We start from the raw sequence: 19,503 nt of genomic DNA, 5'->3' as shown, positions 1-19,503 counted from the left end.
TTCACGCTCACAAATGGTGGTGCTGATGTGTTTCAGAGGTGCCGGGTGGGCACGGCGACCCGGCCGAGATCCCGGGCGACGGTCAGCTCGCCCTCGAACCCTGCGGCGCGGGCCTGGGCCTCGAAGACGGCCGGGTCCTCGTACCGCTGCGAGAAGTGCGTCAGCACGAGGTGCCGTACGCCCGCGTCCCGGGCCACCCGGGCCGCCTGGCCGGCGGTCAGATGGCCGTGGTCGGTGGCGAGTCGTTCGTCCTCGTCGAGGAAGGTCGACTCGATGACCAGCAGGTCGCATCCCTCGGCGAGCACGTGCACGCCGTCGCAGAGCCTTGTGTCCATGATGAACGCGAACCGCTGCCCGCGCCTGCGCTCGGAGACGTCGTCGAGCGTGACGCCGCCGAGGGAGCCCTCCCGCTGGATCCGGCCGACGTCCGGCCCCTTGATGCCGTGCTCGGCGAGCTTCGCGGGCAGCATGCGGCGCCCGTCGGGCTCGACGAGCCGGTAGCCGTACGACTCGACGGGGTGCGAGAGCCGGTGGCTGCTGAGCGTGTACGCGTCCGTGGCGGCGAGCACCCCGTCGGTGGCGACCGGGGCCTCGGTCAGTTCGACGAACTCGCGGTAGGCGGTCGCGTACCGCAGCCGCTCGAAGAAGTGCTGTCCGCTCGCCGGGTAGTGCGCGGTGACCGGGTGCGGGACCTGGTCGAGGTTGATCCGCTGGATCACCCCGGCCAGGCCGAGCGAGTGGTCGCCGTGGAAGTGCGTGACGCAGATCCGGTTGATGTCGTGCGCGGCGACGCCGGCCCGCAGCATCTGGCGCTGAGTGCCCTCACCCGGGTCGAAGAGGATGCCCTCGCCGTCCCAGCGGAGCAGATAGCCGTTGTGATTACGGTGCCTGGTCGGGACCTGGCTGGCGGTGCCGAGGACCACGAGTTCGCGTACGGACACGGTGTGCGATCGACCGTTCTAGCCGGGGGGCCACTGCAGTCCGCGGCCGCCCAGGACGTGGGCGTGCGCGTGGAAGACGGTCTGGCCGGCGCCGGAGCCGGTGTTGAAGACGACCCGGTAGCCGCTGTCCACGATCTTCTCGTCGGCGGCGACGTGTCCGGCCTCGCGCAGTATGTCGGCGGCGATCCCCGGCTCGGCGGCGGCGAGGGCGGCGGCGTCCGGGTGGTGGACGCGGGGAATGACGAGTACGTGCGTGGGGGCCTGCGGGTTTATGTCCCTGAAGGCGACGGTGGTTTCGGTCTCCCGGACGATGGTTGCCGGGATGTCACCCGAGACGATCTTGCAGAACAGGCAGTCGGGCTGCGGTTCTCCCGCCATGGAGTCGGCTCCTCGGTCGATGGTGATCGTTGTACGGCATGGTATCGGGACGCCTGCGGCGGGCTCGCTCGGCTGGGGACAGGGCCCGCCGCAGGCGCACCCGCCCGCTACGCCCCCGGCCGCTCCGGTGCCCGCTTCGCCGGCGTCCGGGCCAGCGACGCGAGCGCGATCCGGATCGCCTCGTCCAGCTGCGGATCGCGCCCCGCGGCATGGTCCTGCGGCGCCATCACGACCTCGACATCGGGATCGACACCGTGGTTCTCCACACCCCAGCCGTAACCCTCGAACCAGAACGCGTACTTGGGCTGGGTGACCGACGTCCCGTCCACGAGCTTGTACCGGCTGTCGATGCCGACCACCCCGCCCCAGGTACGAGTGCCGACCACCGGCCCGATGCGCAGCGCCTTGATCGCGGCGTTCACGATGTCGCCGTCCGAGCCGGAGAACTCGTTGGCGACGGCCACCACGGGGCCGCGCGGTGCGTCCTCCGGGTAGCTGCACGGCTGCATCCCGCGCGGCAGGTCCCAGCCGACGATGCGCCGGGCGAGCTTCTCCACGATCAGCTGCGAGGTGTGGCCGCCCCGGTTCTCCCGGACGTCCACCACCAGCCCCTCGCGGGCCACTTCGATCCGCAGGTCGCGGTGGAGCTGTGCCCAGCCCGAGCCGACCATGTCGGGGACATGGAGGTAGCCGAGGCGTCCGCCGGAGTGCTCGTGGACGTAGGCCCGCCGGTCGGCGACCCACGCGTGGTAGCGCAGCGCCTCCTCGTCGGCGACCGGTACGACGACGACATGGCGCGGGTCACCGCCGTCCACCGGTGAGACGGTCAGCTCGACCGGTTTGCCGGCCGAGCCGGTGAGCAGCGGTCCGGGCCCGGCCACCGGGTCGACCGGGTGCCCGTCGACGGCGAGGATCGCGTCCCCGACGCGCACCGCCACCCCGGGTGCGGCGAGCGGCGAGCGGGCCGCCGGGTCGGAGGTCTCCGACGGCAGGATCCGGTCGATGCGCCAACTGCCCTCGTCCGTACGGGAGATGTCCGCACCGAGCAGTCCCTGCCGGGCCGAGTCGTCGCACCATCCGCCGGGCGGCGTCACATAGGCGTGCGAGGTGCCGAGCTCGCCCTGCACCTCCCACAGCAGGTCGATCAGGTCGTCATGGGTGGCGACGCGCTCCAGCACCGGGCGGTAGCGCTCCAGGACTCCGTCCCAGTCGATGCCGCCCATGTCGGGACGCCAGAAATTGTCCCGCATGATGCGCCCGGCCTCGTCGTACATCTGACGCCACTCGGCGGCCGGGTCGAGGGTCCGGCGAATCCGGGAGAGGTCGACGGTGACGCTGTCGCCGCCCCCGTCGTGGTCGTCGTCGCCGGCCGGGACACGGCTGTCGGACGGTACGACGCGCAGCTTGCCCCGCGTGTGCAGGACGATCCGCTTGCCGTCGCCGCTGACCGCGAAGCCGTCGACGTCCGAGGCGAGTTCCTCGCAGCGCAGCTTCTCCAGGTCGTACCGTTCCAGGACTGTCTCGGGCCGGCGGGCGTCGGGCGTGGCGCCGCTCGTACCGAGCACCCCGGTCACCGGGTGGCTCAGCCACAGCAGCCCGTCCTTCGCGGCGCGCAGCGTGGAGTAGCTGGCGGCCTCGACGGGCAGCGGCACGATCCGGTCGGCGAGTCCGTCGAGGTCGATCCGGGTGACGGGCAGCGCGGTCGGGTTGTCCTCGCCCTCGCCGCCGCCCTTCTCCTTCTCGGTCGGGCGGCCGTGGCGCTGCGGCCCGAACGGGGAGGGTGTGGTGGCGGCGAGCGTCAGCAGATGCGGACGGCAGGCGCCGATGAAAGCCAGGTCGAAGACATGGGCGTCGTAGACCGGGTCGAAGGACCGCTCGGAGAGGAACGCGAGGTGCTTGCCGTCGGTGGTGAACGCGGGGGCGAAGTCCCGGAAGCGCAGCGGGGTGGCCTCGGCGACCGACAGATCGGCGAGGTGCGCGAGCTTGAGCTGCCTGAGCGGATCGGGCCCGGGGTGCGACCAGGCGAGCCAGGAGGAGTCGGGCGAGAAGACAAGGCCTGAGGCGTCGCCGTGCTCGCTTCGGTCCACCTCGTGGACCTCGCCGCTCTCCCGCTCGACGATCAGTACCCGCCCGTCGTGCGCGGCGACGGCGAACCGGCTGCCGTCCGGGGCCGCCTCCAGGTCGAGGACCCTGCCGATACGGCCCGCGGCGAGGCGGCGCGGTACGGCGCCCGGCGCGGTGCCGGTGGCGGGTGCGCACTCCAGGGCGTCGTCGCCCTCGGCGTCGGTGACCCAGACGACGTGCTGGTCGCCGTCGGCCTGGAAGGTGCGGGGCATCCTGGCCCGTACGCCCGGTTCGACGGCGAGCGCCCGGGCCGGGCCCTCGCGGTGGGTGACCCAGTGGACGGCGCCGCGCGTCCCTACGGCACTGCCGCGGCCCGTACGGTCCGGGTACGCGGAGTCGAGGTGACTGCCGGCGTGCACCGAGTGGGGCTGGAGGTCGGCGCGCTGGCCGCCGAGCCGGATGTCCACACGACGGGGCTCGGAGCCTTCGAGATCGTCCAGCAGCCAGAGTTCACCCGCCGAGGAGTAGCCGACGCGGGTTCCGTCGGTGGTCGCGTGGCGGGCGTAGAACCCCTCGATGCCGGTGTGCCGACGCAGATCCGAGCCGTCGGGGAGCGAGGAGTAGAGCGCGCCCACGCCTTCGTGATCGGAAAGGAAGGCGACGCGGTCACCCACCCACATCGGGGATTCGATGTTCCCGTCGAGGTCCTCGTGCAGCCGTACGAACTCCGCCGGGCCGTCGGTCGCGCCCGCCTCCGCGATCCACAACTTGCCCGCGGTGCCGCCCCGGTAGCGCTTCCAGGCGGCGGCCTCGCGCCCCATGGTGGCCGAGAGCAGCAGGACCCGTCCGCCGGGCCCGAAAGCGAGGGAGCCGACCGGCCCGTACGGCAGGGTCCGCGCGGGCCCGCCGTCGACCGGGACGGCCCTGGCCCAGCTGCGCCGCAGCGACGCCTGCCCCTGGGTGCTGATGACCAGGACGTCGCCCTCGGGCGTCCAGCCGCGTACGGAGGTCCGCGCGTCGCCCCAGTACGTGAGCCGCGTGGAGGGGCCGCCGTCGACCGGTGCGACGTGTACCTCGGGCACCCCGTCCCGGGTGGACGTCCAGGCGACGCGGGTTCCGTCGGGAGATATCCGCGGGTTGGTGACAGGTCGGTTGTCGGCGCTGACGCGCCAGGCTCGGCCGCCGTCCAGCGGCGCCAGCCAGACATCGTCCTCGGCGGTGAAGGCGACCAAATCGCCCTGGACATGGGGGTATCGGAGGTAGGCAGGCTGCGTCACACGGATCACCCTAGGCCGCTGGCGTGCTCCACGGAACTGGGTTGGCCGGAGTCCGCCGGGTGGTCCGGTGCCGGACACACTCACTTACCCACGGGCGATTCGGTCACCGTGACCGTCACGGTGACCGTCGGCCGCGCGCCGCCGCTGCCGCCCCGGGGCGGATTCGCCCCGACGGCCGAAGGGGCGGCGTTGCAGTTGCCGAGCACATCTGCCCGGAAGACGGCCTTCCCGCCGGTCCTGGCGGTCAGGTCGCCCCGCACACACCGCCCGTCGAGAGCCTGGGTCACCTTGCCGGTGATCTTGATGTCCTTGCCGCTCCCCGTCTTTCCGGTGCAGTCGACGTCCGCGATCCGACGCGCGGAGGCGGAGGGCGACGCACCCTGGAGCCGGTCCCCGACGACGTCGGCCGTGCAGTTCAGCCACCGCACATCGACCCCGTTGCGCTCCAGGGCGCTGGTGCCGGTCAGGTCGGTGGTCACGGCGATGGATGTGGAGTTCAGGCTGCCCGTCGGCTCACAGGCCACGACACCTGCGACCGCCGCGCCCGCGAGTGCGGACGCGGCCAGAAAGCGACGGGTTCTTCCCTGACCCCATGCCCTTGATGTCCCCATACGGGCAGCTTCCCACCGTTCCCCCGTGACGCGGTAGACGGCTTGCGGCCACAATGGGGCGGCTCAGGCGCACCGATGGGGGCTTACGCCCAGCGGCCGGTGCGCCCCAGCAGCAATGCCGTCGCCGCCGTGCCGGCCGTCGAGGTGCGCAGGACGGACGTTCCGAGCCGGCAGGTCCGGGCGCCCGCCGCGGCGAAGGCCGCCAGCTCGTCCGGCGACACCCCGCCCTCGGGGCCGACGACCAGCACGATCTCGCCCTGGGTGGGGAGCTGGACGGTGGCCAGCGGCTCACTGTCGTAGCCCCGGTCCTCGTGCAGGACGGCGGCGAAGTCCGCCGTGGCCAGAAGTGCGGCAACCTGTTTGGTCGTCAGTGCGTCCGCCACCTCGGGGAAGCGCACCCGGCGCGACTGCTTGCCCGCTTCCCGGGCGGTGTTGCGCCATTTCGCGAGGGCCTTGAGGCCGCGGTCGCCCTTCCACTGCGTGATGCAGCGCGACGCCTGCCAGGGCACGATCGCGTCGACACCGGTCTCCGTCATCGTCTCGACGGCGACCTCGCCGCGGTCCCCCTTGGGCAGGGCCTGCACGACGGTGATACGGGGTGCGGGCCAGGGCTCCTCATGAATCGTCGCCAGGCCGGCGACCACGAGCCGGTCCTTGCCCTCGGCGGCCCTGACGACGCCTTCCGTCCAACGGCCGTGGCCGTCCGTCAGCACGACGTCCTCACCGGCGTGCAGCCGCTTCACCGACACGGCGTGTCGACCCTCGGGTCCTTCCAGGACGAACTCGGGCCCATCGGGGACCTGTTCGACGACGAAGACCGGTGCGGTCACTGCGTACTCCCTGTGCTCACTGCCGCCCGTGCGGCGTCCAGTTCTTCGGCGAGCAGTCCGATCAGCCGGCCGGCGGGCAGCTCGCGTGCCATCCGGTGCCCCTGCCCCGCCCACAGTGCCATGCCCTGGGCGTCCCCGGCCTTTGCCGCCGCCGTGCGCAGCCCGGCAGTCAGATAGTGGACCTGTGGATAGGCGGCGGGGGCGTACGGGCCGTGCTCGCGCATGAAGCGGTTGACCAGGCCGCGGGCCGGGCGGCCGGAGAACGCCCGGGTCAGGGCGGTCCGTACGAACAGCGGGTTGGTCAGTGCCTGCTTGTGCAGCAGATTCGCCCCGGACTCGGGGCAGACGAGGAACGCTGTGCCGAGCTGCGCCGCCTCCGCGCCCGCGGCGAGCACCGCGGCGATCTGGGACCCGCGCATCAGCCCGCCCGTGGCGATGATCGGCACGTGTACGGTCTCGCGGACCTGGGAGACCAGAGAGAGCAGGCCGATCCCGGTGCCGTCGGTCTGCGGGTCGTCGCGGTGGGTCGACTGGTGGCCGCCCGCCTCTATGCCCTGGACACAGACCGCGTCGGCCCCCGCCCACTGGGCGGCCTGGGCCTCCTCGGGCGTGGTGACCGTCACGACGGTGCACGTGCCGACGCCGGCGAACGCGTCGAGGGTGTCGCGTGTCGGGCAGCCGAAGGTGAACGAGACTGCCGGGACCGGGTCCTCCAGAAGGATGGCGAGCTTGGCCTCGTAGCCGTCGTCGCCGCCGCTGGAGTCCGGGTCACCGAGCGGGGTCTCGTACCAGGCGGCCTCACCGGCCAGCTGATGCCGGTACACCTCGACGGCGCTCGGGTCGGCGAGACCCGGCTGCGGCATGAAGAGATTGACGCCGAAAGGCTGACCGGTCAGCCCGCGCAGTTGTTTGATCTCGTTGTACATGCCGTCCGCCGTCTTGTACCCGGCGGCGAGGAAGCCCAGCCCGCCCGCTTCGGCGACGGCCGCGACGAGCTGCGGACAGGACGCACCACCCGCCATCGGGGCCTGCACGACCGGATACCGGCAGAGATCGGTCAACACGGATGACATGACCGCATCGTGTCACGTCCTGCATGCCTCGGCGTGCGCGGCCTGCAGTCCACTTTGTCCTCAAACGCCGGACGGGCTCGTCAGGCGAGCCCGTCCGGCGGCAGGGAACGGTGTGCGGGGGCCGTCAGCGCCCGTTGAAGGCGTCCTTCAGCCGGGAGAACAGCCCCTGCTGCCCTGGCTGGAACTGACCGGTGGGCCGCTCCTCGCCACGCAGCTTCGCCAGCTCCCGCAGCAGTCGCTCCTGCTCCGGGTCCAGCTTCGACGGGGTCGTCACCTCGACGTGCACGATCAGGTCGCCGCGTCCGCCGCCCCGCAGATGCGTGATCCCGCGGCCGTGCAGCGGGACCGACTGGCCGGACTGGGTGCCGGGCCGGATGTCGACCTCCTCCAGGCCGTCGAGCGTCTCCAGCGGCACCTTCGTGCCGAGCGCGCCCGCCGTCATGGGGATGGTGACCGTGCAGTGCAGATCGTCGCCGCGTCGTTGGAACACCGAGTGCGCCAGCTCATGGATCTCGACGTACAGGTCGCCGGCCGGGCCGCCGCCGGGGCCGACCTCGCCCTCGCCCGCGAGCTGGATGCGGGTGCCGTTGTCGACACCGGCGGGGATCTTCACGGTGAGCGTGCGCCTCGACCGGATACGGCCGTCGCCGGCGCACTCCGGGCACGGGGTCGGCACGACCGTACCGAAGCCCTGGCACTGCGGGCAGGGCCGCGAGGTCATGACCTGGCCGAGGAACGACCGGGTGACCTGGGAGACCTCGCCGCGGCCGCGGCACATGTCACAGGTCTGCGCGGAGGTGCCGGGTGCGGCGCCCTCGCCGCTGCAGGTCGTACAGACGACGGCCGTGTCGACCTGGATGTCCTTGGTGGTGCCGAACGCGGCCTCGGCGAGATCGATCTCCAGCCGGATCATCGCGTCCTGGCCGCGCCGGGTGCGTGAACGGGGTCCACGCTGCGACGACGCACCGAAGAACGCGTCCATGATGTCGGAGAAGTTGCCGAAGCCACCCTGTCCGAATCCGCCCGCGCCACCGCCGCCGGAGGCGGACAGCGGGTCGCCGCCGAGGTCGTAGACCTGCTTCTTCTGCGGGTCCGACAACACCTCGTAGGCGGCGTTGATCTCCTTGAACCGCTCCTGGGTCTTCGGATCGGGGTTCACATCCGGATGCAGCTCACGAGCGAGCCGACGGAATGCCTTCTTGATCTCGTCCTGAGATGCGTCGCGGCGCACGCCGAGTACGGCGTAGTAGTCCGTGGCCACTTACGACTCCGCCAGGATCTGTCCGACGTAACGTGCCACTGCGCGTACCGCTCCCATCGTTCCGGGGTAGTCCATGCGGGTCGGTCCGACCACGCCGAGTTTGGCGACTGCCTCGTCGCCCGAACCGTAGCCGACCGCGACGACGGACGTGGAGTTGAGCCCCTCGTGGGCGTTCTCGTGCCCGATCCGTACGGTCATGCCCGAGTCCTTGGCCTCGCCGAGCAGCTTCAGCAGCACGACCTGCTCCTCCAATGCCTCCAGCACCGGCCGGATCATCACAGGGAAGTCGTGCCCGAAGCGGGTGAGGTTGGAGGTGCCGCCGATCATCAGCCGCTCCTCCGTCTCCTCGACGAGGGTTTCGAGCAGGGTGGAGAGCACGGTGGACACGGTTCCCCGGTCCTCGCTCTCGAAGGAATCCGGCAGATCCTGCACCAACTGCGGGACATCCGCGAAACGGCGTCCGACGACCCGGCTGTTGAGCCGGGCCCGCAGATCGGCGAGAGAGGTCTCACCGAACGGAGCTGGGCAGTCGATCATGCGCTGCTCGACCCGGCCGGTGTCCGTGATCAGCACGAGCATCAGCCGGGCGGCCGCCAGTGACAGCAGCTCCACATGCCGAACCGTCGACCGGGTCAGCGAGGGGTACTGCACGACGGCGACCTGCCGGGTCAGCTGCGCGAGCAGCCGTACGGTGCGGCCCACGACATCGTCGAGGTCGACCGCGCCGTCGAGGAAATTGTGAATGGCACGACGTTCCGGCGACGAGAGGGGCTTGACGCCCGCAAGCTTGTCGACGAAGAGCCGGTAGCCCTTGTCCGTCGGGATGCGGCCCGCACTGGTGTGGGGCTGGGCGATGAAGCCCTCGTCCTCCAGCACCGCCATGTCGTTGCGGACGGTGGCCGGGGAGACCCCCAGCTTGTGCCGCTCCGTGAGCGCCTTGGAGCCCACGGGCTCCTCGGTGCCGACATAGTCCTGGACGATGGCGCGCAGCACTTCGAGTCTGCGTTCGCTGAGCATCGCGCACACCTCCAGCTGTGTTTCCTCGGTGGTTCTCGGGCCGTTCCTGCTTCATTCCCAGGAATCCCCCTGGCACTCTGTCCTCACGAGTGCCAGCAATCCCCCGGCCAGTGTACGGCGGCCGAGTGGGGGCCTAGCAAGGGCGACCGGTCACGCTACCGCGAGACTGCGCAGGTCGTTGCCGATAGCGTCGCGGTATGGACGCCTCTTGGGAAGAGTTCGGCTGGGAGCGACTCGGTCACGGAGTGGGCCGACGGCGCCTCCCCGGGTGGGATGCGACAGTCGCGCTGGTGGTCGGAGCGGATGGAGTGCTGCTCTGCGACACCGGATCAACACTCCGCGAAGGTGAGGAAATACGGGCCCAGGCACAGGCCCTGCTCGGCCGGAGGGTGACGCATATCGCACTCAGCCACCCCCATTTCGACCATGTGCTGGGCACCGCCGCGTTCCCCGGCACCCAGGTGTACGGAGCAGTCGGCATGGCCGGGCTGATGAAGCTCGGGGCGGACGATCTGCACGCCTCGGCGGTGCGCCACGGAGTGTCCGAAAGCGATGCGGCCGAGGCCATCGATGCGCTGGTGGCGCCGCACCATGAAGTGCGCGGCGAGTGGACGCTCGATCTGGGCGGCGGCCGTCAGGTGCTGCTGGCGAACGCGGGGCCCGCCCACAGCGGTCACGATCTGGCGGTGCTCGTCCCCGGCTCCCCCGCGGTGGTGCTCTGCGGCGACCTGGTCGAGGAGTCCGGCGAACCGCAGGCCGGACGGGACGCCGTCCCGTCCCGCTGGCCGGCCGCGCTGGACCGGCTGCTGGCGCTGGGCGGCGAGGACGCGGTGTACGTTCCGGGGCACGGAGCGGTGGTGGACGCGGCGTTCGTCAGGGACCAGCGTGACCAACTGGCCGTCCTCTTCGGCGTGTCGTGACGTGTTGTCGTCTTATCGTCATCCGATGCGCAGCTATCAGCCGGACCTGACCCCGCCGTGGAAGAAGTCCGCCCCCGTTCCCGAGGTCCCCGCCGATCCCGATCTGGTCGTGGAGGAGGTCTCCACGGGATTCTGCGGTGCGGTGATCCGCTGCGAGAAGACGGCCCAGGGTCCGACGGTGACCCTGGAGGACCGCTTCGGCAAGCACCGGGTGTTCCCGATGGAGCCGCGCGGCTTCCTGCTGGAGGGCCGGGTGGTCACGCTCGTGCGCCCGTCGGCGGCCGGTCCCGTACGCCCCACGCGTACGGCATCGGGTTCGGTCGCAGTCCCCGGGGCGCGCGCCCGGGTCGCGCGGGCGGGCCGGATCTATGTGGAGGGCCGCCACGACGCGGAGCTGGTCGAGCGGGTCTGGGGCGACGACCTGCGGATCGAGGGCGTGGTCGTCGAATACCTCGAGGGCATCGACGACCTCCCGGCCATCGTGCGCGAGTTCTCCCCCGGCCCGGACGCCAGGCTGGGTGTCCTGGTCGACCACCTGGTCCCGGGCTCCAAGGAGTCCCGGATCGCCTCCCAGGTCTCGGACGCGAACGTGCTGGTGGTCGGCCACCCCTACATCGACGTGTGGGAGGCGGTGAAGCCGTCGTCCGTGGGCATCGCCGCCTGGCCGGTGGTCCCGCGCGGCCAGGACTGGAAGACGGGCGTGTGCCGCGCGCTGGGCTGGCCGGAGAACACGGGTACGGCCTGGCAGCGAATCCTGTCCACGGTGCGCTCGTACCGGGATCTGGAACCGGCACTGCTCGGCTCCGTGGAGCACCTGATCGACTTCGTGACGGCGCCGCCTCAGTAGCCCCTCCGCCGGACCTCCCAGCCCCTCCGGCGTTCGAGGAGCGGAGGGTCCGCGGGCGGAGCCCCCGGTTACGGGAAGGAGCGGGCGGGGGAACAGGCCCGCCGCAGGCGCACCCGCACCCCGCCCGGCGCCGCGCCTGCCCTCTCAGTCCACCAGATCCCGCACCACCGCATCCGCCAGCAACCGCCCCCGCAACGTGAGCACCGCCCGTCCCTCTCCATACGGCGCCCGCTCCAGCAGCCCGTCCTCCACCGCCCGTCCCGCCGCGGCCAGCCCCGCCGGTGCCAGCAGCGACAACGGACACCCGTCCACGAGCCGCAGCTCCAGCAGGATCCGCTCGACCCGCCGGTCCTCGGCGGAGAGGATCTCGCGCCCGGCCCCCGGCGACCGTCCCTCGGCCAGAGCCTGCGCATACGCCCCAGGATGCTTCACGTTCCACCAGCGCACCCCGCCGACATGGCTGTGCGCCCCGGGACCGGCGCCCCACCAGTCGGCGCCGCGCCAGTACAGCTCGTTGTGCAGGCACCGGCCCTCGGGCGTGCGGGCCCAGTTCGATACCTCGTACCAGGAGAAGCCCGCCGCGGCCATCGCCTCGTCCGCGATCAGATACCGGTCCGCATGGGCGTCGTCATCGGTCATCGGGATCTCGCCGCGCCGGATCCGCCGGGCCAGCTGCGTCCCCTCCTCGACGATCAGCGCGTACGCGGACACATGGTCCGGCCCCGCACCGATCGCCGCGTCCAGCGAGGCCCGCCAGTCGTCGTCGGACTCCCCGGGCGTGCCGTAGATCAGATCGAGGTTGACGTGCTCGAAGCCCGCCTCCCGCGCCTCGGCGACACACGCCTCGGGCCGCCCCGGCGTATGTGTACGGTCCAGGATCTTCAGCACATGCTGCCGCGCGCTCTGCATCCCGAACGAGATCCGGTTGAAGCCGCCCTCCCGCAGCTCGGCCAGATACGCCGGATCGACGGATTCCGGGTTGGCCTCGGTGGTGATCTCGGCATCGTCCGCGAGCCCGAACTCCTCGCGGATCGCCCCCAGCATCCGTACCAGGTCTGCGGCGGCCAGCAGGGTGGGTGTGCCGCCGCCGACGAAGACCGTACGGACCTGACGCGGATCGTCACCGAGGACCTTGCGGGCCTGGCGGACCTCGCCGATCAGATGGGCTGCGTAGTTGTCCCGGGAGGCCAGCGCACCGCCGGAGCCGCGCAGCTCGGTGGCCGTGTAGGTGTTGAAGTCGCAGTAGCCGCAGCGGGTCGCACAGTAGGGCACATGCAGGTAGAAACCGAGCGGCCGGCCGGCGGCGCCTTCCAGGGCGTGGCGGGGCAGCGCCCCGTCGTCGGGTACGGGTTCACCATCGGGCAGTACGGAAGGCATACCGCCCATTGTCACTCGCCGCCGGGGACCTCCGAGCCACGTCCATGATCACGAAGGTCACGCGCCCGCGGACCGCGCCGCCGCACCCGGACCGCGGCAAGCGCCCCCGGGCGCCCCGCCGCGCCCTCACCCCGCCTGCAGCACCAGCAGCGCCAGATCGTCATCGGGCGGCCGCTCGGCGAATTCGTGCACGGCCCGATTGATCCGGCCCGCGATCCCGTCCGCCGACAGCCCGGCACAGTCGGCCAGCGCCCGGGCCAGACCGTCCCCGTCATCGAACATCAGCGCCCCGGAGCGCCGCTCCGTCACGCCGTCCGTGACGCACAGCAGGCTGTCGCCGGGCGCCAGCTCGAAGCTCTGGCTCTCGTACGCGACGTCGTCGAAGATTCCGAGCAGCATCTGCGGCTCGGCGGCCGGGCGCACCTCGCCGTCGGGGCGCAGCAGCAGCGGCAGCGGGTGGCCGGCGCTGGCGAGGGTGCAGCGCACTCCGCCGCCGGGCAGCGGCACGAGTTCCCCGTACAGCAGGGAGAGAAAGCGGGACTGCCCGGTGTCCGCCGTCTGCTGGCCGCCCGCCGCGGCCACCATGAGCGCGGCCGCCTCGGCGGCCTCCATCGCATCGTCGAGGAGCAGCCGGTTGAGCCGGTCCAGCACTTCGCCGACGCCGAACCCCTCACGGGCCAGCAGCCGCAGCCAGGGCCTGGCGAGGCCGGTGACGACGGCGGCTTCGGGGCCGCTGCCCTGTACATCACCGAGGACGAAGCACCAGCGGTCGCCGGGACACGGGAAGATGTCGTAGAAGTCGCCGCCGACGACCCCGTCGTCGCTGGGCTCGTACACCAGTGAGCTGGTGACGCCGGGTATGTCGGCGACCTTGCTGGGCAGCAGTGCGCGCTGCAGGATGCGGCTGATGGTGGCCTGCCGGGTGTAGGCGCGAGCGGCTCCGACGGCGAGGCCGACACGGCGTACGAAGTCCTCGATCAGGGCGGTCACTTCGTCGGGGACGCGTGCCGTGCCCTCCCGGCCGAGCAGTACGGCGCCGAGTGTCCGGCCGCCCGATGTGATCCGGTAGGCGAGAGCGGATCCGGCACTCCCGTCGGATTCCCCGCCGTCCTCCTCGCCGCCGGGCCAGGGCATGGAGACGGGCCCGGTGCCCACCCGCTCGGGCAGCCGGATCGGGTCCTGCTCCAGCACCGTACGCAGCTGCCCGGTCTCGGCCTCGTCCCGGTGCCAGGCGCTGGCGAGCCGGGGGACGGCCGCGGGGCCGCCGTTCTCGGGCTCCAGCCAGATCGCGCACCAGTCGGCGAGTCTGGGCACCAGTAACTGTCCCGCGAGCGCCGCGACTATGTCCTCGTCGAGCTGGCCTGCGAGCAGGTCCGAGGCCTCGGCGAGGAACGAGAGCGCGCCGCGGCCGGCCCAGTCCGCGCCGTCGCGCAGGGCCCGCCGGGCGGTGGGGGCGAGCAGCTCGGCTGCGCGCAGCCCCTGCTGGAATCCGGACTCGGCCGACGGATCGGGGAACGGGTTCCAGTCGTCGACGGGAAGCCGGGCCCAGACGGTCTTGAGGCCGGTGCGGTAGGTGATGCCCCAGCGCTCGGCGAGGGTGCCGACGAGCTGGAGCCCGCGACCGTACTCGGCGGGCTCCTCGGGGCCGGTGGGGGCATCGCCCTCCGCCGTGTCCGCCGCGTCCGTCGCGCTGCCGGCCTCCGGGCGATCGCTGCGTACGGCACGGGCCGGGTGGTGGTCGGAGACCTCCAGCACCAGGGCCGCGGCCTCGTCCTCGGCGGCCTCCTCGAGCCGGCAGAGCAGCTCGACATTGGTCCCGGCGTGCACGACCGCGTTGGTGACCAGCTCGCTGACGACGACCGCCGCATCATCGGCCAGACGTTCGCTGAAGCCCACGGCCGCCGGCAGTCCCAGCCCGGTCCACTCGGTCAGTGCTGCCTGGACGAACCGGCGGGCGGCGGAGGGCGCGAGGAGGTTTCCGGGCAAGGACGTACGGGCGACCGGCCGCGCATCCGCATGACCGACGGTGATACCGGGACGCTGGACGATGTCCCGCTGCAAGGGAATGGGCCCCACGGTGCAGCTCCTGACCTGTTCTCGCTCTGTCTGTCTGTTCTCGTTCTGTTCTCGCTGGGCGCCGCTGACGACACCGACAGAGTGACAGATGGACCATGCTCATAAGCAACGAGTTGCCGAAGTGAGCAGAGAAAGTGAGCAGAGAAAAACGGAAGCAGCCGCACCGTGCGGCCGGTCGGTGAGGACCCGTATTACGCCTCGCGGGCTCCCGCGTACATGTCGTCGATGAGGCCCTTGTACTCACGCTCGACGACCGGCCGCTTCAGCTTGAGACTGGGCGTCAGTTCGCCGTGCTCGATGTCGAGATCGCGGGGCAGCAGCCGGAACTTCTTGATGGTCTGCCAGCGCTGCAACCCCTCGTTGAGCCGCTTCACATAGCCCTCGATGAGTGCGACGGCCTGCGGGGACGCCACCACCTCGGCGTACGGCTTCCCGCCCAGGCCGTTCTCGGCGGCCCAGCCGAGGATGGTCGGCTCGTCGAGTGCGATCAGGGCGGTGCAGAAGTTACGGTCCGCGCCGTGCACCAGGATGTTGGAGACGAACGGGCAGACCGCCTTGAACTGTCCCTCGACCTCCGCCGGGGCGATGTACTTGCCGCCGGACGTCTTGATCAGGTCCTTCTTGCGGTCGGTGATCCGGAGATAGCCGTCCACGGACAGCTCGCCGATGTCGCCGGTGTGGAACCAGCCGTCTGTCTCCAGCACCTCGGCGGTCTTCTCCGGGAGTCCCTGGTAGCCCTGCATCAGGCCGGGGCCGCGCAGCAGGATCTCGCCGTCGTCGGCGATCCGCACCTCGGTGCCGGGGAGCGGCTTGCCCACGGTGCCGGTGCGGTAGGCCTCGCCCGGGTTGACGAAGGAGGCGGCGCTGGTCTCGGTGAGGCCGTAGCCCTCCAGGATGTGGATGCCGGCGCCCGCGAAGAAGTAGCCGATGTCGGGGGCGAGCGCCGCGGAGCCGGAGACACAGGCGCGCAGCCGGCCGCCGAAGGCCTCGCGGATCTTGGCGAAGACGAGGGCGTCGGCGACCTTGTGCTTGGCACCGAGCGCGAACGGGACGGAGGCCGTGCCGGTGCGCCGGAAGTTGTCCTGCGAGACCGTCGCGTATTCGCGGGCGACCCCGGCCGCCCACTGGAAGATCTTGTACTTGGCCCCGCCGCCGGCCCGCGCCTTGGCGGCGACACCGTTGTAGACCTTTTCGAAGATACGGGGGACGGCGGCCATGTACGTCGGCTGGACCACCGGCAGATTCTCGATGATCTTGTCGACCCGGCCGTCGACGGCGGTGACGTGGCCGACCTCGATCTGACCGGAGGTGAGGACCTTGCCGAAGACGTGCGCGAGCGGCAGCCAGAGGTACTGGACGTCGTCCTTGGTGATCAGGCCGGTCGCCACGGTGGCCTTGGCCATGTACGACCAGTTGTCGTGCGGCAGGCGTACGCCCTTGGGGCGGCCGGTGGTGCCCGAGGTGTAGATCAGGGTGGCCAGCTGGTCGGGCGTGATGGCGGCGACCCGCTCCTTGACCACGTCGGGGTTCTTCGCCAGGCGCTCGGCGCCCCGGGCCTCCAGATCGGCAAGGGTGAGCACCCAGCCCTCGGGGTCGCCCTCGACGGGTCCGGCGCCCTCGGGGTCGATGACGACGACATGGGCGAGGTTCGGCAGCTCGGCGCGGCGCTCGCGGGCCTTGGCCAGCTGGCCGGCGTCCTCGGCGATCAGGACCCGGCTCTCGGAGTCCGAGAGGATGAATGCCGATTCCGCGGCGTTGGTCGACGGATAGATCGTCGTGGTGGCGGCGCCCGCGCACATCACACCGAGGTCGACGAGGATCCATTCCACTCGCGTGCCGGCGGCGAGCGCGATCCGCTCCTCCGGCTGCACGCCCAGACCGATCAGCCCTGCCGCGATGGAGTACACCCGCTCGGCGGCCTGTGCCCAGCTCAGCGACTTCCACTCATCGGGTCCCTCGCCGGTGGCCGCAGGGACGGGGTAGCGGTAGGCCTCCCCGTCCGGGGTGGCCGCCACGCGGTCGATGAAGAGGTTCGCCACGGAGGGCGGTCGGTTCTCGATCAAGGTCTGTGTGTCGCTCACGACATCCTCCGGGCCTGCGGCAGTGCTTCACGACCGGCTGCTGATTGCTGCTGACTGCTGCTTGTTCCTACGTGTTTTCCCGCGCACCCCGTGCGCTCGGTCCTGCGTTACCTGGTCCTGCGGTGCTTGTCCTGTTGCTTGTCCTGCGGCGCCCGGCCCCACTTGTTTAACTGGCGAGTAACTACGAGGCCGTGATCAGGGTAGAGCGCCCGCGTCCGCCGCGTAAGGGGCTATGGGCCGCCGCTTCATAACAAACGGGCCCCTGCGTCGCAGCGCGCTGCGACGCAGGGGCCCGTTGGGCTACCACCGGGTAGGTGCGGACGGAACCGGGGCGGGAGTTGCTTCTCGGCCTTGCGGCGGAAGCTACTTCTTGGCCTTGCCGTCCCCGCCCGACTCGTCCGTCGACAGCACGGCGATGAAGGCCTCCTGCGGCACCTCCACATTGCCGACCATCTTCATCCGCTTCTTGCCTTCCTTCTGCTTCTCCAGCAGCTTCCGCTTACGGGAGATGTCACCGCCGTAGCACTTGGCGAGAACGTCCTTGCGGATGGCGCGGACGGTCTCACGGGCGATGACCCGGGAGCCGATGGCGGCCTGGATCGGCACCTCGAAGTTCTGCCGCGGGATGAGCTCGCGCAGCTTGGCGACGAGCCGCACGCCGTAGGCGTACGCCTTGTCCTTGTGCGTGACCGCGGAGAACGCGTCGACCTTGTCGCCGTGCAACAGGATGTCGACCTTGACGAGCTGGGCGGACTGCTCGCCGGTGGGCTCGTAGTCGAGGGAGGCGTAACCCCGCGTCTTGGACTTCAGCTGGTCGAAGAAGTCGAAGACGATCTCGGCGAGCGGCAGGGTGTAGCGGATCTCGACCCGGTCCTCGGAGAGGTAGTCCATGCCGAGCAGGGTGCCGCGCCGGTTCTGGCAGAGCTCCATGATCGCGCCGATGAACTCACTGGGGGCCAGGACCGTGGCGCGCACGACGGGCTCGTGCACCTTGTCGATCTTGCCCTCGGGGAATTCGCTCGGGTTGGTGACGGTGTGCTCGGTGCCGTCCTCCATCTCGACGCGGTAGACCACGTTGGGCGCGGTGGCGATGAGTTCGAGACCGAACTCGCGCTCCAGCCGCTCGCGGATCACATCGAGGTGGAGCAGACCGAGGAAGCCGACGCGGAAGCCGAAGCCGAGCGCGGCGGAGGTCTCCGGCTCGTACACCAGGGCGGCGTCGTTGAGCTGGAGCTTGTCGAGCGCCTCGCGCAGGTCCGGGTAGTCCGAGCCGTCCAGCGGGTACAGGCCCGAGAACACCATCGGCTTGGGGTCCTTGTAGCCGCCCAGCGCCTCGGTCGCGCCCTTGTTCAGGGAGGTGATCGTGTCACCGACCTTGGACTGCCGGACGTCCTTCACACCGGTGATGATGTAGCCCACTTCGCCCACACCGAGGCCGTCGGCCGGGGTCATCTCCGGGGAGGAGACCCCGATCTCCAGCAGCTCGTGGGTGGCGCCGGTGGACATCATCCTGATGCGCTCACGCTTGTTGAGCTGACCGTCGACGACACGGACGTACGTGACGACGCCCCGGTACGAGTCGTAGACCGAGTCGAAGATCATCGCGCGGGCGGGGGCGTCGGCCCTGCCGATCGGGGCCGGGACGTCCTTGACCACCCGGTCGAGCAGCGCGTCCACGCCGACACCGGTCTTCGCGGAGACCCTGAGCACGTCCTCCGGCTGGCAGCCGATGAGATTGGCCAGCTCCTCGGAGAACTTCTCGGGCTGCGCGGCCGGCAGGTCGATCTTGTTGAGCACCGGCACGATGGTGAGGTCGTTCTCCATCGCCAGGTAGAGGTTGGCCAGTGTCTGGGCCTCGATGCCCTGCGCGGCGTCGACCAGCAGAACCGTGCCCTCGCAGGCGGCGAGCGAGCGGGAGACCTCGTAGGTGAAGTCCACGTGGCCCGGGGTGTCGATCATGTTGAGGACGTGGGTGCGACCCTGGTCCTCGCCCGTGTTGGGCGCCCAGGGCAGACGTACCGCCTGGGACTTGATGGTGATGCCGCGCTCGCGCTCGATGTCCATCCGGTCGAGGTACTGAGCGCGCATCTGCCGCTGGTCGACCACGCCCGTCAGCTGAAGCATCCGGTCGGCAAGGGTCGACTTGCCGTGGTCGATGTGCGCGATGATGCAGAAGTTGCGGATCAACGCCGGGTCGGTACGGCTCGGCTCGGGCACGTTGGTAGGAGTCGCGGGCACGCAGGGTCCTGATTCTTGAGACGCCGAACGCCGTGTCTCGGGTCGATGTCGGTTCGGTCGGATCGATACGTAGCCTCCATCGTCCCATGGTTGCGGGGCGGAGACCGGTTTGGGCCGGTCGGAGCAGGGCTGGTACCGTTGACAGCTGTGCCTCGCGACTCTCTCAGGCCGTGGGGCGCACATCGAAGATCCAACGAACCTGAAAAGGCTCTTTCGTGGCGAACATCAAGTCCCAGATCAAGCGGAACAAGACGAACGAGAAGGCGCGCCTGCGCAACAAGGCCGTCAAGTCCTCGCTCAAGACCGCTATCCGCAAGGCCCGTGAGGCTGCCGTCGCCGGTGACGTCGAGAAGGCCACCACGGCCGCTCGCGACGCCTCCCGCGCGCTCGACAAGGCCGTCTCGAAGGGTGTCATCCACAAGAACGCCGCCGCCAACAAGAAGTCGGCGCTGGCCTCCAAGGTTGCCTCCCTCCAGGGCTGAGCTTTCTGATGTAACCGCCGGAACGGACCA

15 protein-coding genes are annotated in these 19,503 nt (G+C 70.8%); 3 read left to right on the top strand and 12 right to left on the bottom strand.

Features of this window, described 5'->3' with window-relative positions:
* Positions 1–32 precede the first annotated feature (32 nt).
* The 8 genes from IEZ15_RS04950 to hrcA form a co-directional block, all read right to left on the bottom strand.
* The gene (locus IEZ15_RS04950) at positions 33–941 is read right to left on the bottom strand and encodes a ribonuclease Z (protein ID WP_114244433.1); all 909 of its coding nucleotides are present in this window, start codon (positions 939–941) and stop codon (positions 33–35) included.
* Between the two features lie 18 nt (positions 942–959).
* Complete coding sequence (locus IEZ15_RS04945) at positions 960–1,319, bottom strand: histidine triad nucleotide-binding protein (protein ID WP_093897094.1); 360 nt, start codon at positions 1,317–1,319, stop codon at positions 960–962.
* A 107-nt stretch (positions 1,320–1,426) separates the two neighbouring features.
* Entirely contained in the window at positions 1,427–4,660 is a 3,234-nt protein-coding gene (locus IEZ15_RS04940) for a S41 family peptidase (protein ID WP_189274501.1), read from the bottom strand.
* A gap of 80 nt (positions 4,661–4,740) precedes the next feature.
* Positions 4,741–5,271, bottom strand: a complete 531-nt coding sequence (locus IEZ15_RS04935) for a hypothetical protein (RefSeq protein ID WP_229845742.1) — start codon at positions 5,269–5,271, stop codon at positions 4,741–4,743.
* An 83-nt stretch (positions 5,272–5,354) separates the two neighbouring features.
* Positions 5,355–6,101 carry a 16S rRNA (uracil(1498)-N(3))-methyltransferase gene (locus IEZ15_RS04930; protein WP_189274498.1) on the bottom strand — a complete coding sequence of 249 codons (747 nt, stop codon included), beginning with the start codon at positions 6,099–6,101 and terminating at the stop codon, positions 5,355–5,357.
* Positions 6,098–7,174, bottom strand: coding sequence for a nitronate monooxygenase (locus IEZ15_RS04925; RefSeq protein ID WP_189274496.1), 1,077 nt, complete (start codon positions 7,172–7,174; stop codon positions 6,098–6,100). The genes IEZ15_RS04930 and IEZ15_RS04925 overlap by 4 nt, the downstream gene beginning before the upstream one ends.
* A gap of 124 nt (positions 7,175–7,298) precedes the next feature.
* Complete coding sequence (gene dnaJ / locus IEZ15_RS04920; RefSeq protein WP_114244435.1) at positions 7,299–8,435, bottom strand: molecular chaperone DnaJ; 1,137 nt, start codon at positions 8,433–8,435, stop codon at positions 7,299–7,301.
* Entirely contained in the window at positions 8,436–9,452 is a 1,017-nt protein-coding gene (hrcA, locus tag IEZ15_RS04915) for a heat-inducible transcriptional repressor HrcA (RefSeq protein WP_114244436.1), read from the bottom strand.
* A 197-nt stretch (positions 9,453–9,649) separates the two neighbouring features.
* Here hrcA and IEZ15_RS04910 point away from each other — a divergent pair, with 197 nt between their 5' ends.
* Both IEZ15_RS04910 and IEZ15_RS04905 read left to right on the top strand, forming a co-directional pair.
* Positions 9,650–10,372, top strand: coding sequence for an MBL fold metallo-hydrolase (locus tag IEZ15_RS04910; RefSeq protein ID WP_189274494.1), 723 nt, complete (start codon positions 9,650–9,652; stop codon positions 10,370–10,372).
* Between the two features lie 25 nt (positions 10,373–10,397).
* The gene (locus tag IEZ15_RS04905; protein WP_189274492.1) at positions 10,398–11,219 is read left to right on the top strand and encodes a DUF3097 domain-containing protein; all 822 of its coding nucleotides are present in this window, start codon (positions 10,398–10,400) and stop codon (positions 11,217–11,219) included.
* A 144-nt stretch (positions 11,220–11,363) separates the two neighbouring features.
* Here IEZ15_RS04905 and hemW read toward each other — a convergent pair whose 3' ends face one another.
* The 4 genes from hemW to lepA all read right to left on the bottom strand — a co-directional run bounded on the left by hemW (position 11,364) and on the right by lepA (position 18,991).
* Positions 11,364–12,596, bottom strand: a complete 1,233-nt coding sequence (hemW, locus tag IEZ15_RS04900) for a radical SAM family heme chaperone HemW (protein WP_189274490.1) — start codon at positions 12,594–12,596, stop codon at positions 11,364–11,366.
* Between the two features lie 126 nt (positions 12,597–12,722).
* Positions 12,723–14,657 (bottom strand): ATP-binding SpoIIE family protein phosphatase, encoded by a 1,935-nt coding sequence (locus tag IEZ15_RS04895; protein ID WP_189274706.1) that lies wholly within the window; start codon positions 14,655–14,657, stop codon positions 12,723–12,725.
* 206 nt (positions 14,658–14,863) lie between these two features.
* On the bottom strand, positions 14,864–16,753 hold the full coding sequence (locus IEZ15_RS04890; protein ID WP_189274488.1) for an AMP-dependent synthetase/ligase: 1,890 nt from the start codon (positions 16,751–16,753) through the stop codon (positions 14,864–14,866).
* Between the two features lie 363 nt (positions 16,754–17,116).
* Positions 17,117–18,991 carry a translation elongation factor 4 gene (lepA, locus tag IEZ15_RS04885; RefSeq protein ID WP_189274486.1) on the bottom strand — a complete coding sequence of 625 codons (1,875 nt, stop codon included), beginning with the start codon at positions 18,989–18,991 and terminating at the stop codon, positions 17,117–17,119.
* A 215-nt stretch (positions 18,992–19,206) separates the two neighbouring features.
* Between lepA and rpsT the strand changes: the two genes are divergently transcribed.
* Positions 19,207–19,473 (top strand): 30S ribosomal protein S20, encoded by a 267-nt coding sequence (gene rpsT / locus IEZ15_RS04880; RefSeq protein ID WP_093897085.1) that lies wholly within the window; start codon positions 19,207–19,209, stop codon positions 19,471–19,473.
* Positions 19,474–19,503: the final 30 nt, after the last annotated feature.

Origin of the sequence: Streptomyces atratus, from assembly GCF_014648655.1 — a bacterium.
Classification (GTDB): Bacteria; Actinomycetota; Actinomycetes; order Streptomycetales; family Streptomycetaceae; genus Streptomyces; species Streptomyces atratus.
The sequence above is the reverse complement of the archived record's forward strand: the minus strand, read 5'-3'. Positions and strand labels throughout refer to the sequence as shown.

Coding starts and splice junctions, on each gene's coding strand:
- hemW (WP_189274490.1), bottom strand. CDS start 12,596: ATGCCTTCCGTACTGCCCGATGGTGAACCCGTACCCGACGACGGGGCG.
- IEZ15_RS04945 (WP_093897094.1), bottom strand. CDS start 1,319: ATGGCGGGAGAACCGCAGCCCGACTGCCTGTTCTGCAAGATCGTCTCG.
- hrcA (WP_114244436.1), bottom strand. CDS start 9,452: ATGCTCAGCGAACGCAGACTCGAAGTGCTGCGCGCCATCGTCCAGGAC.
- IEZ15_RS04925 (WP_189274496.1), bottom strand. CDS start 7,174: ATGTCATCCGTGTTGACCGATCTCTGCCGGTATCCGGTCGTGCAGGCC.
- IEZ15_RS04905 (WP_189274492.1), top strand. CDS start 10,398: ATGCGCAGCTATCAGCCGGACCTGACCCCGCCGTGGAAGAAGTCCGCC.
- IEZ15_RS04910 (WP_189274494.1), top strand. CDS start 9,650: ATGGACGCCTCTTGGGAAGAGTTCGGCTGGGAGCGACTCGGTCACGGA.
- IEZ15_RS04935 (WP_229845742.1), bottom strand. CDS start 5,271: ATGGGGACATCAAGGGCATGGGGTCAGGGAAGAACCCGTCGCTTTCTG.